Here is a 14,612-nt window from a genome sequence, read left to right as displayed (position 1 = left end):
GAAAGGGTCATGAGCACGAAAATCATCAGCCTGGTGTCGATTGGCGCCCACCCGACTTCCGGTCGGCCACGTCGCGCGGAGCAGGATGCGCGGGCGGTCGAACTCGGTCTGCAACTGGCGGGGGACGGCCTGCAAGTGCTACATGCCGGCGACGTCGCCGAGCCTGCGTTGCGCGCCTATCTGGGCATGGGCCTGGAACAGTTGCATGTGCTGGAACACCCGGCGGGTGCCGATGCGTTGCCGGCCTTGACCGACTATTTACGCGGCGCAGGTGCCCAGGTGGTGCTGACCGGCAGCCAGGCGGAAACCGGTGAAGGCTCGGGCATGTTGCCGTTCCTGCTGGCCGAAAGCCTCGGCTGGCCGCTGGTGGTGGGGCTGGCGCAGGTCGAGTCCATCGACGGTGGTTCAGCCCTGGTGCTGCAAGCCTTGCCCCGCGGTCAGCGGCGGCGCTTGAAAGTCCGCTTACCGTTTCTGGCGACGGTGGATAACGCCGCGCCCAAGCCTCGGCAAAGTGCGTTCGGCCCGGCGCGACGCGGGGTATTGCAGGCTGAAGACGTTGAAGTGCTCGACGACGAACTGCTCGCCGTCGCCACGCTGCAAGCGGCCAAGTCACGGCCTAAACGCCTGAAAGTGATCAAGGCCAAAAGCGGTGCCGACCGGATGAAGGCGGCCACGGCCAAGGCCAGTGGCGGCGGTGGCCAGGTGCTCAAGGGCGTGTCTGCCCAGGAAGGCGCCGAGGCGATCCTCAAGCTGCTGATTGAAGAGGGCGTTGTTCGCTAGTCCTGAAGGCGCCCTAGCAGAACTGCTAGTGTTGCATTGCACGCGCTTTTGTTAGGTTGATAAGTATGGATTAAGCCCCCGCAGCAGCACTGCGGGGCGTCTGGATCGATGCGAGGCCACCTGATGCCCACCGCCGGAAACGCCCCCTGTCCTGCCCATCCGCCAGCAACCACGCGTACCCTGTTGCTGGCGACCGATTTGCAACAATCGATCCTCGCCGAACTGGACCGCAGCGGTCCGAACCTTCGCGCTTACACTGCCTATGGCTCGCCCAGTAGCCTGCGTCCGACGAGCACGGGCCTGGGTTTCAATGGGCAACTTAAAGAGCGACCTACTGGTTGGTATCAACTGGGCAATGGTCATCGGGTCTATAACCCGGTGTTGATGCGGTTTCATAGCCCGGACCGGTTGAGTCCGTTTGGTGCGGGGGGATTGAATCCGTATGCGTATTGCTCGGGCTCACCCATGACCCGGGTTGATCCATCCGGTAGGGCATGGTTTTCTCTGCTGGGGAATGCTGTAGGAACTGCTTTGAATACCATCTTTGCCGGGGCTGCGATCAACAGGTCGGCAGCGGCAATCGTAGCGGGCAAACCCCAAAGCATGCTGACGCGTATTGGCAATGCGATGAGCTTTTGGGGAGGCGCTACGGGTGTACCGGCCCGTGCAGTAGGCGTCCCTGCGGCGATAGCGGCGCAAATGCCTGCCACTGGGATGTCGCTGGCATCTAACGTGGGGATCATTGTCAGCCAGGTTCTCACGGGGGTAGGTGCAGTCAAACAGAATTACGTTATTGCTCGGACATGGATGGCAACCGCCTCCAGTAATGGGCAGTCAAAATGGCGTGTGTTGTGGGAGGCGACCAAGGAGGCCAGTGGGTGGAACTTGCTCCGCAGGCAAGCGCCTGGTCAGGTGCCGGGGAGGGCTCCTGATGTTCCTTTACAGCAGGTCGTGGTGAGCTCCCCTGACGCCCCTGCGCAAACGCCCAGTCTGGTGACTAATGCCGGCTCTATACGTCAGTCACTCTAGCCGGTTCAGTCGTTGTGGATGTGTTACCCACAATCCCTGTTAGCGCTTCTGTGGATAACATGTTCACCCATCGCTACACCCCCCGCACAGCAAGCCCTGCAAGCCTTTGTACGAAAAACAACCAGTGCTAGTGGTTGTTTTTTCGAGCTTTTTTCATTGGGCGAGGCGATCCCTTGTTCAAGACTTGCCCCCAATCTCTGTTGGCGTTTCTGTGGATAAGATGTTTGCTGTCGGCTGTAAGCCATACAGATCAATGCTTTCAAGGATTTGATCAATAAATAGCCAAATGCCGTTCTTTACCCTTCGAAAGCTACTCAAACCCGCGAAATATGCAGCTTGGGCGGGGTTTTCCACAAGGAATGACCACGACGCACAAGTTGCCCCCAAACTCTGTTGGCGCTTCTGTGGATAAGGTGTTCGCGGTCCGCTACGATCCATACAGACCGTGGCTTACAGGCTTTCGATCAAAAAACATCCAATGGCTGACGAAAACCACTCATTTGGATAAGTCACGGATTTTCTTCAGTTTCTGTAGAGAAAACTTTCAGCCTTTCCACAGTTGTCCCCATTTGCTGTGGGTGGAGCTGTGGATAACTTGTTCACTGAAGGCTGGGAGGCGCGCGCAGCATAGCTCTGAACGCAATAGATCATATTTCGTACAGTTCTAAGGATGAGGGTGGCGTGCGGAAGAAACTAGTGAAAGGGAGGGCCTCATCGCGGGCAAGCCCGCTCCCACAGTGATCTCTGTTGTTCACAAATAATGTGTTCAAACGCAAATCCTGTGGGAGCGGGCTTGCCCGCGATGCTTTTAGCCTTGGACCGGAACTCCTTTGAGGTACGGCGCAGGCTCGGCCCCAAGATTGTTCAGTAGGCGCTCGCTGTACCAGTCCACGAAGTTCACCACGCCGAACTCGTAAGTCTTGGAGTACGGCCCAGGCTGGTACGCGGTGGAGTTGATGCCACGCTGGTTCTCTTCGGCCAGGCGCCGGTCCTGGTCGTTGGTGGCGTCCCACACCTGGCGCATGCGGTCGACGTCGTAGTCGACGCCTTCGACGGCGTCCTTGTGCACCAGCCACTTGGTGGTGACCATGGTTTCCTGGGCGCTGATCGGCCACACGGTGAACACGATGATGTGGTCGCCCATGCAGTGGTTCCAGGAGTGCGGCAGGTGCAGGATGCGCATCGAGCCCAGGTCCGGGTTCTGGATGCGGCCCATGAGTTTTTTGCAGCCTTGCTTGCCGTCCAGGGTCATCGACACGGTGCCCTTGAGCAGCGGCATGCGCACGATGCGGTTACGCAGGCCGAAGCTGGCGTGGGCATACGGAATCTTCTCGGCGTCCCAGGCGGCGGCAGAAGCGGCCACGTGGTCCTTGAACGCCTGGTCGGCACGGGGGTCGGTGACGTCGTCCCATTCGAGCAGGGTTTTCAGCAGTTCAGGGTGCGAGGCGTTGCAGTGGTAACACTCGCGGTTGTTCTCCAGCACCAGCTTCCAGTTGGCTTTTTCGAACAAGGTGGTCTGGATCGCCACCTTGGTGTTTTCCATGTCGTACGGTTCCATGTAGTGATTCAGCGTCGACAGGAAGTCATCGATGGCCGGCGGATTTTCCGCCAGGCTGATGAAGATGTAGCCGCCTGCTGCCTTCACGTTCACCGGCTTGAGGCCGTACTGCTTCATGTCGAAGTCGTCACCCATCTCGGTGCCGGCAAACAGCAGGCGCCCGTCGAGCTCGTAGGTCCACTGGTGGTAGTGGCAGACCAGCTTGGCGACCTTGCCTTTATCGCTGGTGCACAGGCGCGAGCCACGGTGGCGGCAGACGTTGTGGAAGGCATGCACCACCCCCTCGGCACCGCGAATCACGATGATCGGGTTCTTGCCGATCTGCAGGGTCAGGTAGTTGCCCTTGGTCGGGATTTCGCAGGTCATGCCAGCGATCAACCATTCTTTCTGAAAGATTTCCTGCATGTCGATATCGAACAGCCGCTCATCGGAGTAGAACGGCTGCGGCAACGAGAACGTGCGCTCACGTTCCTGCAGCATCTGGGCGGTGGCCTTGCGTGCGGGTTCCAGAGGATCGCCCAGGCTGATTTTTGCGGTGACGTCCATCGATTGAGTCCTCATGGCCATTCTGTGTGGCCGGCGAATAGTGGCTGATACGGTTGCTACGCAAGACACAAACAGTGTTTATCTGTTGAGGCGAGTGTGGGGCTGCCGCCGCCCAGAACCTTATCCACGAGCGACATGGCCCACTCTGTTCCCGACGCTCAACCCCCGGTAGCAAGGGGCTGGTCGCGATAAGCATGTGAATGTCGCAGATAGGTAAATGGCCGGTCGGCGCTATACGCAGAATCGCCAATATGAGGCCGACAGTCGGCCGTGGAGATCAGCATGTCCAACAGCTTCCTGAACCCGGTAACCACCCAGACCTGGGCCAATGGTCGACACATTGTCCGTTGCGTCAAAGTCATCCAGGAAACCTGGGACGTGCGCACCTTTTGCTTCATGGCCGACCAGCCGATCATGTTCTTCTTCAAACCGGGGCAATTTGTCACCCTGGAGCTGGAAATCGACGGCCAGCCGATCATGCGTTCGTACACCATCTCCAGCTCGCCGTCGGTGCCCTACAGCTTCTCGGTGACCATCAAGCGGGTGCCGGGCGGCAAGGTCTCCAACTGGCTGCACGACACCCTGCACGAAGGTCAGGAGCTGGCGGTGCACGGGCCGGTCGGGTTGTTCAACGCCATGGACTTCACCGCGCCGAAGGTGCTCTACCTCAGCGGTGGTGTCGGCATTACCCCAGTGATGTCGATGGCGCGCTGGTTCTATGACACCAATGGCAATGTCGACATGGTGTTTATCCACAGCGCCCGTTCGCCCAAGGACATCATTTATCACCGCGAGCTGGAGCACATGGCGTCGCGGATCGATAACTTCAGCCTGCACCTGATTTGCGAGAAACACGGCCTGGGCGAGCCCTGGGCCGGGTATCGCGGTTACCTGAACCATAAAATGCTCGAATTGATGGCGCCGGACTTCCTCGAGCGTGAAGTATTCTGCTGCGGTCCGACGCCGTACATGAATGCGGTCAAGCGCCTGCTGGAGGCTGCCGGCTTCGACATGACGCGCTATCACGAGGAATCCTTCGGCGCCACGCCGCCGGAAGCTCGTGCCGATGCCGTGGAGCAAGCCGAACAAGCAGCCGACGCTCCGGAAATCGACATCGCCGACCTGCATCAGGTGGAGTTCACCGCGTCCGGCAAAAGCATCCGCGTGGCCCCGGGAGAAACCGTGCACGCGGCGGCGGCCAAGCTTGGCCTGCTGATTCCCAAGGCTTGCGGCATGGGCATCTGCGGGACCTGCAAGGTGATGAAGCTGGGGGGCGAGGTGGAGATGGATCACAACGGCGGGATCACCGAGGAAGACGAAGCCGAAGGGTTCATCCTGTCGTGCTGCAGCGTGCCGAAGGGGGACGTGCGCATCGAATTCTGAGTAAGTCGCGCAACCTGTAGGAGCGAGCTTGCTCGCGATGAACCTGAGAACGCCGCGGGGTGCCAGGTTGCCAGCGTCATCGTTGACGTCCATCGCGAGCAAGCTCGCTCCTACAGGGGAGGGTGTTTAGTCAATAAACAGGTCCGTCATCAGCTTGTCGCTGCTGTCAGGCGAGAAGCGGTAGTGCTCGAACTCCGTCACACCGCTTTCCCGCAGTATTTCCTCATCAATCAGCAAGCGCCCGGTCAAGCTGCGGTTTGCGCTGCTCAGAATCACATGCGCCGCATCCGCCATGATCGCTGGTGTGCGCGCATGCTTGAACGACTCCCTCGACCCCAACTGAAACTCGATCGCGGCGGTGGCAATCATCGTCTGTGGCCATAGCGAGTTGACGCTGATCCCGTAATTCCTGAATTCCTCACTCATGCCCAACGTCAGCATGCTCATGCCGTACTTGGTCACGGTGTAGGGGCTGTACTGGGCGAACCATTTGCTGGCCAGGTTCAGCGGCGGTGAGAGGTTGAGGATGTGCCCGCTGGACTTTTTCAGGTAGGGCAGGGCGGCCTGGCTGCACAGCAGCACGGCGCGGGTGTTGATCTGGTGCATCAAGTCGAAACGCTTGAGTTCGAGGTGCTGCACGCCTGTCAGCTTAATCGCCCCGGCATTGTTGACCAGCGCGTCGATGGCACCGAAATGCTCGTTGGCCTGGGCCAGTGCCGCATGCACCGCCACTTCATCGCGCACATCCACCTGCAGCGCCAGTGCCTTGCCGCCGGCGGCCTCGACTTCCTCAGCCACGCTGAAAATGGTCCCGGGCAGCTTGGCGTGGGGTTCCGCGCTTTTCGCGGCAATGACGATATTGGCCCCATCCCTGGCGGCACGCAGCGCAATTTCACGGCCGATGCCACGGCTGGCGCCGGTGATGAAGAGGGTTTTGCCTTGAAGTGACATGCGCGTGCTCCTGCTTATTGTTATGTGAGCGTAAGGGCTCGACAGACAATGTAGACGAGGAGCAAGCAATAGGAGGGGATGATGTTGGCTTTTGTGGGAGCGAGCTTGCTCGCGATAGCGGACTGTCAGTGACATCAACGTTGAATGTGCTGGCCTGATCGTCGGAACGTCGCCCGGAGCAAGCCCGCTCCCACGGGGGAGCGGTGTAAACCAACGCTTTAGCGGGACATCACTTCGCGAATGTCCGCAGCCAATTCCCGCACCCGCTCTTCCTCGGTGTCCCAGGAGCACATGAAGCGTGCGCCGCCTTTACCGATGAAGGTGTAGAAGCGCCAGCCGCGAGCGGTCAGTGCTGCCACGGCGGCCTCCGAGAGTTGCAGGAACACGCCGTTGGCCTGTACCGGGAACATCAGTTCGACGCCGGGAATGTCGCTGACCAATTCTGCCAGCAGCTGTGCGCAGTAGTTGGCGTGGCGGGCGTGCTTGAGCCAGGCGTCGTGTTCCAGCAGGCCGACCCAGGGCGCTGAGAGGAAGCGCATTTTCGATGCCAGTTGCCCTGCCTGTTTGCAGCGGTAGTCGAAGTCTTCGGCCAGTTTCTGGTTGAAGAACAGAATCGCCTCGCCCACCGCCATGCCGTTTTTGGTGCCGCCAAAACACAGCACGTCGACCCCGGCTTTCCAGGTCAGGTCGGCCGGCGAGCAATCGAGGAACGCGCAGGCGTTGGAGAAGCGCGCGCCGTCCATGTGCAGGTTCAGGCCCAGCTCTTTGCAGGTGGCACTGATGGCGCGGATTTCTTGCGGGGTGTAGACGCTGCCGACTTCAGTGGCCTGGGTCAGGGTCACCACCCGTGGCTTGGGGTAGTGAATGTCCTGGCGCTTGAGGGCGATCTCGCGGATCGACTCCGGCGTCAGCTTGCCGTTTTCGGTGCGCGCCGTGAGCAACTTGGAGCCATTGGAGAAGAACTCCGGGGCGCCACATTCGTCGGTTTCGACGTGGGCGGTTTCCGAGCAGATCACGCTATGGTAACTCTGGCACAACGACGACAAGGCCAGGGAGTTGGCGGCGGTGCCGTTGAAGGCGAAGAACACTTCGCAGTCGGTTTCGAACAGTTTGCGGAAATAGTCCGAGGCGCGGGCGGTCCACTCATCGTCGCCATAGGCGCGCTGGTGGCCCTGATTGGCCTGTTCCATGGCCGCCCAGGCTTCAGGGCAGATGCCGGAATAGTTGTCGCTGGCGAATTGTTGGCTCTTATCGGTCATGGCCGGCTTCCGTGGTCGAGGCGCTTATGGTGAAGCGGCTCGTGGTCAATGATGGTGCGCACTTTACCGAAGATCGTCCGGAGAGCACACGCGATGTGTCTGTCAGAAAACTACACAGTCGAGGGGCAATTATGCACGTGACGCAACGTGACGGTGCACTCGATCTGCTCAAATGGTTGGCACTGTTGAGTATGGTCCTCGATCACCTGCGCTATGTCGGCTGGCCGCTCGATGTGCTCTATGTGCCGGGGCGCCTGGCGTTTCCCTGGTTCTGCCTGGCGATGGCGGTAAACCTGGCGCGTACGCCGACAGCACCGACCGGCGGTCAGTGGCGTTACCTGGGCTGGTTGATGCTGTTTAGCCTGGTCAGTGAAATTCCCTACCGCCTGTTCATCCCCGAGCCTGATGTCCTGAACGTATTGCCTACGCTGGCGCTGGGACTGCTGGTGGCCCGTGGTTGGCTGCACCAGGACCTGCAGGCGCGTGGCTTGGGGCTGGTCGCGCTGCTGCTGGCGACGCTGTTCAGTGAGCGACTGATGTTTGGCGTTTTTGGGGTGCTGCTGCCATTGGCGACATTGCTGGTGATTCGTCGGCCCTGGTACTGGGCGGTGTTGCCGGGGCTGGTCTGCCTGGCGGCGAATCAGTGGCAGGTGTTGATTGCCGCCATCCGTCTGGGTAACCCGGTGGCGGTGGTCGCTCTTGGTGTCTGCCTGATTGCGCCATTGCTGGGTCTGGTCTTGTTGCGACATACCAAACATCTCAAGCCACCGCCGATGCGCCGTTGGGCGTATGCCTTGTATCCGCTACATTTTCTGCTTCTGTTACTCGTCCGCAATATCGCCGCATAACTGTGTGGGAGCGGGCTTGCCCGCGATGGGGCCAGCACAGCCAACATTTATGGACCTGACACACCGCTTCCCGGGCAAGCCCGGTCCCACAAGGATCTCCAGCGTTTTAAGGATTGAGTGCGGCCTGCCATTTTCCAGCATGTCGTAAACGCACCTTTGCGTGGCGTCCGTAGGCATTTGACCTGTCTGCGCCGGTCATACCATCGCATCAAAGGGCACTGCCGCCAGGCCGGTGCCTCACCAAGACAAAATGGCGCACCACCGCCGCTGGGAGAGACGCGATGTTCAGCAAGCAAGACCAGATCCAGGGTTATGACGATGCACTGCTGGCGGCGATGAATGCCGAGGAGCAACGCCAGGAAGATCACATCGAGCTGATCGCGTCAGAGAACTACACCAGCAAGCGTGTCATGCAAGCACAAGGCAGTGGCCTGACCAACAAATATGCCGAGGGTTATCCGGGCAAGCGTTACTACGGTGGCTGCGAGCATGTGGATAAAGTCGAAGCGCTGGCCATCGAACGCGCCAAGCAACTGTTCGGTGCCGACTACGCCAACGTCCAGCCGCACTCCGGCTCCTCGGCCAACAGCGCGGTGTACCTGGCCCTGATCCAGGCGGGCGACACCATCCTGGGCATGAGCCTGGCTCACGGCGGTCACCTGACCCACGGCGCCAAGGTGTCGTCCTCGGGCAAACTCTACAACGCGGTGCAGTACGGCATCGATACCAAGACCGGACTGATCGACTACGACGAAGTCGAGCGCCTGGCCGTCGAGTGCCAGCCGAAGATGATCGTCGCCGGCTTCTCGGCCTACTCCAAGACCCTCGACTTCCCACGCTTTCGGCAGATCGCCGACAAGGTCGGTGCACTGCTGTTCGTCGACATGGCCCACGTTGCCGGCCTGGTCGCTGCCGGTCTGTATCCCAACCCGCTGCCGTACGCCGACGTGGTCACCACCACCACCCACAAGACCCTGCGCGGTCCGCGTGGCGGCCTGATCCTGGCCAAGGCCAACGAAGAAATCGAGAAGAAGCTCAACTCCGCGGTGTTCCCCGGTGCCCAGGGCGGCCCGCTGATGCATGTGATTGCCGGCAAGGCAGTGTGTTTCAAGGAAGCGCTGGAGCCAGGCTTCAAGGTTTATCAGCAACAAGTGATCGACAACGCCCAGGCCATGGCCAGCGTGTTTATCAAACGTGGCTACGATGTAGTGTCCGGCGGCACCGACAATCACCTGTTCCTGGTCAGCCTGATCCGCCAGGGCCTGACCGGCAAAGACGCGGATGCCGCCCTTGGTCGTGCACACATCACCGTGAACAAGAACGCCGTGCCGAATGACCCACAGTCGCCGTTCGTCACTTCCGGCCTGCGCATCGGCACCCCGGCAGTCACCACTCGCGGCTTCAAAGTGAGCCAGTGCGTGACGCTGGCCGGCTGGATCTGCGACATCCTCGACAACCTCGGCGATGCCGATGTCGAGGCCAATGTCGCCCAGCAGGTTTCGGCCCTGTGCGCTGACTTCCCGGTTTATCGCTGAGCGCGGTTTTTGGAGTAAATGACTATGCAACGCTACTCAGGCTTCGGCCTCTTCAAACACTCCCTCAGCCACCACGAAAACTGGCAGCGCATGTGGCGCACGCCAACCCCGAAAAAGGTCTACGACGTGGTCATCGTCGGCGGCGGCGGGCATGGTCTGGCAACCGCCTACTACCTGGCCAAGGAGCACGGCATCACCAACGTGGCCGTGGTCGAGAAGGGCTGGCTGGGCGGTGGTAACACCGCGCGCAACACCACCATCGTGCGTTCCAACTATCTCTGGGACGAGTCAGCGCACCTCTACGAGCACGCGATGAAACTCTGGGAAGGCCTGTCCCAGGACCTCAACTACAACGTGATGTTCTCCCAGCGTGGCGTCTACAACCTGTGCCACACCCTGCAGGACATCCGTGACTCCGAGCGTCGGGTCAGCGCCAACCGCCTCAATGGCGTTGACGGCGAGTTGCTCAACGCCCAGCAGGTCGCCGACGAGATTCCGTACCTGGACTGCTCGAAGAACACCCGCTACCCGGTGATGGGCGCTACCGTCCAGCGTCGCGGCGGTGTGGCCCGTCACGATGCCGTGGCCTGGGGTTTTGCCCGGGCCGCCGACGCCCTCGGCGTGGACCTGATCCAGCAGACCGAAGTGATCGGTTTTCGCAAGGAAAACGGCGTGTGCATCGGCGTCGAAACCAACAAGGGTTTCATCGGTGCCAAGCGCGTCGGTGTGGTGACCGCCGGTAACTCCGGGCACATGGCCAAGCTCGCCGGCTTCCGCCTGCCGATCGAATCACACCCGCTGCAAGCGCTGGTGTCCGAGCCGATCAAGCCGATTATCGACAGCGTGATCATGTCCAACGCGGTACACGGTTACATCAGCCAGTCCGACAAGGGCGACCTGGTGATCGGTGCCGGTATCGACGGCTACAACGGCTACGGCCAGCGCGGTTCGTACCCGGTGATCGAGCACACCATCCAGGCCATCGTCGAGATGTTCCCGGTGCTGTCGCGGGTGCGCATGAACCGCCAGTGGGGCGGCATCGTCGACACCACGCCGGATGCCTGCCCGATCATTTCCAAGACCCCGGTGCCGAACATGTTCTTCAACTGCGGTTGGGGCACCGGTGGCTTCAAGGCCACGCCGGGTTCGGGCAACGTATTTGCGGCGAGCCTGGCCAAGGGTGAAATGCATCCGCTGGCGGCGCCTTTCTCCATCGACCGGTTCCATAACGGCGCGCTGATCGACGAACACGGCGCTGCTGCCGTCGCCCACTAACAGGAGAAATTTCCTATGTTGCATATCTTCTGTCCTCACTGTGGCGAACTGCGCTCCGAAGAGGAATTCCACGCATCCGGCCAGGCGCACATCCCACGTCCGCTGGATCCGAACACCTGCACCGACGAGGAGTGGGGCGACTACCTGTTCTTCCGTGACAACCCCCGTGGCCTGCACCACGAACTGTGGGACCACGTCGCCGGTTGCCGTCAGTATTTCAACGTCACCCGCGACACCGTGACCTACGAGATTCTCGAAACCTACAAGATCGGCAGCAAGCCGCAGTTCACCGACAAGACTGAAAGTCCGAAAGCGGCCGCGCAGGCTCTGGGAGCGAAGGTATGAGCCAGATCAATCGCCTGTCCAACGGTGGACGGATCGACCGCAACAAAGTCTTGAGCTTCACGTTCAACGGCCAGGTGTACAAGGGCTTTGAAGGTGACTCCCTGGCGGCGGCCCTGCTGGCCAACGGCGTCGACATCATCGGTCGCAGCTTCAAGTATTCGCGGCCACGCGGGATCTTTGCCGCCGGTGCCGAAGAACCGAACGCGGTGCTGCAGATCGGCGCCACCGAAGCCACCCAGATCCCCAACGTGCGTGCCACGCAACAAGCGCTGTATCAAGGTTTGGTTGCCACCAGCACCAACGGCTGGCCGAGCGTCAACAACGACATGATGGGGATTCTCGGCAAGGTCGGCGGCAAGCTGATGCCGCCGGGTTTCTACTACAAAACCTTCATGTACCCGCAATCGTTCTGGATGACGTACGAGAAGTACATCCGCAAGGCCGCTGGCCTGGGTCGCTCGCCGACCGAAAACGATCCGGACACCTACGACTACATGAACCAGCACTGCGACGTGCTGATCGTCGGCGCCGGCCCTGCTGGCCTGGCCGCGGCACTGGCGGCTGCGCGCAGCGGGGCGCGGGTGATCCTCGCCGATGAACAGGAAGAGTTCGGCGGCAGCCTGCTCGATTCCCGTGAGAGCCTCGATGGCAAGCCGGCCGCCGAATGGGTCGCCAGCGTCATCGCTGAACTGAAAGATACCCCGGACGTGCTGCTGTTGCCGCGCGCCACGGTCAACGGTTACCACGACCATAACTTCCTGACCATTCACGAGCGCCTTACCGATCACCTCGGCGACCGCGCCCCGATCGGCCAGGTGCGCCAGCGCATCCACCGGGTTCGCGCCAAGCGCGTGGTGCTGGCTACCGGCGCGTGCGAGCGGCCGCTGGTCTACGGCAACAACGACGTGCCGGGCAACATGCTGGCTGGCGCGGTCTCCACCTACGTGCGGCGCTATGGCGTTGCACCGGGCAAGAAGCTGGTCCTGAGCACCAACAACGATCACGCCTACCGCGTGGCCCTGGACTGGCTCGACGCCAGCCTGCAAGTGGTGGCCATCGCCGATGCCCGCAGCAACCCGCGCGGTGCCCTGGTGGAAGAAGCCCGGGCCAAGGGCATCCGCATCCTGACCGGCAGCGCAGTGATCGAAGCCCGTGGCAGCAAGCACGTGACCGCTGCCCGTGTGGCCGCGATCGACGTCAAGGCGCACACCGTGACCAGCCCGGGCGAATGGCTGGAGTGCGACCTGGTGGCCAGCTCCGGCGGCTACAGCCCGGTGGTTCACCTGGCGTCGCACCTGGGCGGCAAGCCGACCTGGCGTGAAGACATCCTCGGTTTTGTCCCGGGTGAAGCGCCGCAGAAGCGCGTGTGCGTGGGTGGGATCAACGGCGTCTATGGCCTTGGCGATTCCCTGGCCGATGGTTTTGAAGGGGGCGCCCGCGCCGCTGCCGAAGCTGGCTTCCAGACGGTCGAGGGTGTGTTGCCCAAAGCCCTGAGCCGCCATGAAGAGGCGACCCTGGCACTGTTCCAGGTGCCGCACGAAAAGAACACCGCACGGGCGCCGAAGCAATTCGTCGACCTGCAGAACGATGTCACCGCGGCCGCCATCGAACTGGCCACCCGCGAGGGCTTCGAGTCGGTCGAGCACGTCAAGCGCTACACCGCGCTGGGCTTCGGCACCGACCAGGGCAAGCTGGGTAACGTCAACGGCCTGGCCATCGCGGCCCGTTCGCTGAACGTGACGATCCCGCAGATGGGCACCACCATGTTCCGCCCCAACTACACGCCGGTAACATTCGGCGCAGTAGCCGGTCGTCACTGTGGGCACATCTTCGAGCCGGTGCGGTATACCGCGCTGCATCAATGGCACCTGAAAAACGGCGCCGAGTTCGAAGACGTCGGGCAGTGGAAACGTCCCTGGTACTTCCCGAAAAACGCTGAAGACCTGCATGCCGCGGTCAAGCGCGAATGCCTGGCAGTGCGCGAAAGCGTCGGCCTGCTGGATGCCTCGACCCTGGGCAAGATCGATATTCAAGGGCCGGATGCACGGGAGTTTCTCAACCGGGTCTACACCAACGCCTGGACCAAGCTGGACGTGGGCAAGGCGCGCTACGGCCTGATGTGCAAGGAAGACGGGATGGTCTTCGACGATGGTGTGACGGCGTGCCTGGCCGACAACCACTTTGTCATGACCACCACCACCGGTGGCGCGGCCCGCGTGCTGCAGTGGCTGGAGATCTACCACCAGACCGAATGGCCGGACCTGAAGGTGTACTTCACTTCCGTGACGGACCACTGGGCCACCATGACCCTGTCCGGGCCGAACAGCCGCAAGCTGCTCAGCGAAGTCACCGACATCGACCTGGACAAGGACGGCTTCCCGTTCATGACCTGGAAAGAAGGCCTGGTGGGCGGCGTGCCGGCGCGGGTGTTCCGGATTTCCTTTACCGGTGAGCTGTCGTACGAAGTCAACGTGCAGGCCGACTACGCCATGGGTGTTTTGGAGAAGATTGTTGAGGCGGGGAAGAAGTACAACCTGACGCCATATGGCACCGAGACCATGCACGTGCTGCGCGCCGAGAAGGGTTTCATCATCGTTGGCCAGGATACCGACAGCTCGATGACCCCGGACGACCTGAACATGGGCTGGTGTGTGGGCCGCACCAAACCGTTCTCGTGGATCGGCTGGCGGGGCATGAACCGCGAAGACTGCGTGCGTGAGCAACGCAAGCAACTGGTCGGTCTCAAGCCGATCGACCCGACCAAGTGGCTGCCGGAAGGTGCGCAGTTGGTGTTCAACACCAAACAGGCGATCCCGATGAGCATGGTCGGTCACGTGACTTCCAGCTACTTGCACAACTCCCTGGGCTACTCGTTTGCCATGGGCGTGGTCAAAGGCGGCCTGAAGCGCATCGGTGAGCGGGTGTTCGCACCGCTGGCCGACGGCAGTGTGATCGAGGCGGAAATCGTTTCTTCGGTGTTCTTCGATCCGAAGGGTGATCGCCAGAACATCTAACACCACAGAACCTGTGGGAGCGTGGCTTGCCCGCGATGAACGATAACGCGGTGCCTCAGGCAGACCGAGTTGCTCCCATCGCGGGCAAG

General features: G+C 61.2%; 11 protein-coding genes. 8 read left to right on the top strand and 3 right to left on the bottom strand.

What is annotated here, in order from left to right:
- The first annotated feature begins 9 nt into the window (after positions 1-9).
- The gene (etfB, locus tag PspS04_RS25345) at positions 10-780 is read left to right on the top strand and encodes an electron transfer flavoprotein subunit beta (RefSeq protein ID WP_159998309.1); all 771 of its coding nucleotides are present in this window, start codon (positions 10-12) and stop codon (positions 778-780) included.
- 108 nt (positions 781-888) lie between these two features.
- Positions 889-1,809 carry an RHS repeat-associated core domain-containing protein gene (locus PspS04_RS25340; protein WP_159998307.1) on the top strand — a complete coding sequence of 307 codons (921 nt, stop codon included), beginning with the start codon at positions 889-891 and terminating at the stop codon, positions 1,807-1,809.
- A gap of 808 nt (positions 1,810-2,617) precedes the next feature.
- On the opposite strand, the gene gbcA is transcribed toward PspS04_RS25340, so the two are convergent.
- Entirely contained in the window at positions 2,618-3,913 is a 1,296-nt protein-coding gene (gbcA, locus tag PspS04_RS25335) for a glycine-betaine demethylase subunit GbcA (RefSeq protein WP_159998305.1), read from the bottom strand.
- Positions 3,914-4,195: 282 nt separating this feature from the next.
- On the opposite strand from gbcA, the gene gbcB reads away from it, so the two are divergent.
- Positions 4,196-5,296, top strand: a complete 1,101-nt coding sequence (gene gbcB, locus PspS04_RS25330; protein WP_095164347.1) for a glycine-betaine demethylase subunit GbcB — start codon at positions 4,196-4,198, stop codon at positions 5,294-5,296.
- A 126-nt stretch (positions 5,297-5,422) separates the two neighbouring features.
- Here gbcB and PspS04_RS25325 read toward each other — a convergent pair whose 3' ends face one another.
- Positions 5,423-6,247, bottom strand: a complete 825-nt coding sequence (locus PspS04_RS25325; RefSeq protein ID WP_159998303.1) for an SDR family oxidoreductase — start codon at positions 6,245-6,247, stop codon at positions 5,423-5,425.
- A gap of 218 nt (positions 6,248-6,465) precedes the next feature.
- Positions 6,466-7,506, bottom strand: a complete 1,041-nt coding sequence (locus PspS04_RS25320; RefSeq protein ID WP_095164344.1) for a threonine aldolase family protein — start codon at positions 7,504-7,506, stop codon at positions 6,466-6,468.
- Between the two features lie 131 nt (positions 7,507-7,637).
- On the opposite strand from PspS04_RS25320, the gene PspS04_RS25315 reads away from it, so the two are divergent.
- The 5 genes from PspS04_RS25315 (at position 7,638) to PspS04_RS25295 (ending at position 14,523) form a co-directional block, all read left to right on the top strand.
- Positions 7,638-8,354, top strand: coding sequence for a TraX family protein (locus tag PspS04_RS25315; RefSeq protein ID WP_159998301.1), 717 nt, complete (start codon positions 7,638-7,640; stop codon positions 8,352-8,354).
- A 281-nt stretch (positions 8,355-8,635) separates the two neighbouring features.
- A complete protein-coding gene (gene glyA, locus PspS04_RS25310; protein WP_095164340.1) occupies positions 8,636-9,889 on the top strand; it encodes a serine hydroxymethyltransferase in 1,254 nt (417 codons plus the stop codon).
- 24 nt (positions 9,890-9,913) lie between these two features.
- Complete coding sequence (locus PspS04_RS25305; RefSeq protein WP_027617102.1) at positions 9,914-11,164, top strand: sarcosine oxidase subunit beta; 1,251 nt, start codon at positions 9,914-9,916, stop codon at positions 11,162-11,164.
- Positions 11,165-11,179: 15 nt separating this feature from the next.
- Positions 11,180-11,509 (top strand): sarcosine oxidase subunit delta, encoded by a 330-nt coding sequence (locus PspS04_RS25300; protein WP_095081389.1) that lies wholly within the window; start codon positions 11,180-11,182, stop codon positions 11,507-11,509.
- Positions 11,506-14,523, top strand: a complete 3,018-nt coding sequence (locus tag PspS04_RS25295) for a sarcosine oxidase subunit alpha (RefSeq protein WP_095164338.1) — start codon at positions 11,506-11,508, stop codon at positions 14,521-14,523. Before PspS04_RS25300 ends, PspS04_RS25295 begins: the two co-directional genes overlap by 4 nt.
- Positions 14,524-14,612: the final 89 nt, after the last annotated feature.

Source organism: Pseudomonas sp. S04, from assembly GCF_009834545.1.
GTDB lineage: Bacteria > Pseudomonadota > Gammaproteobacteria > Pseudomonadales > Pseudomonadaceae > Aquipseudomonas.
This window is presented reverse-complemented; position numbering and strand designations above follow the sequence as displayed.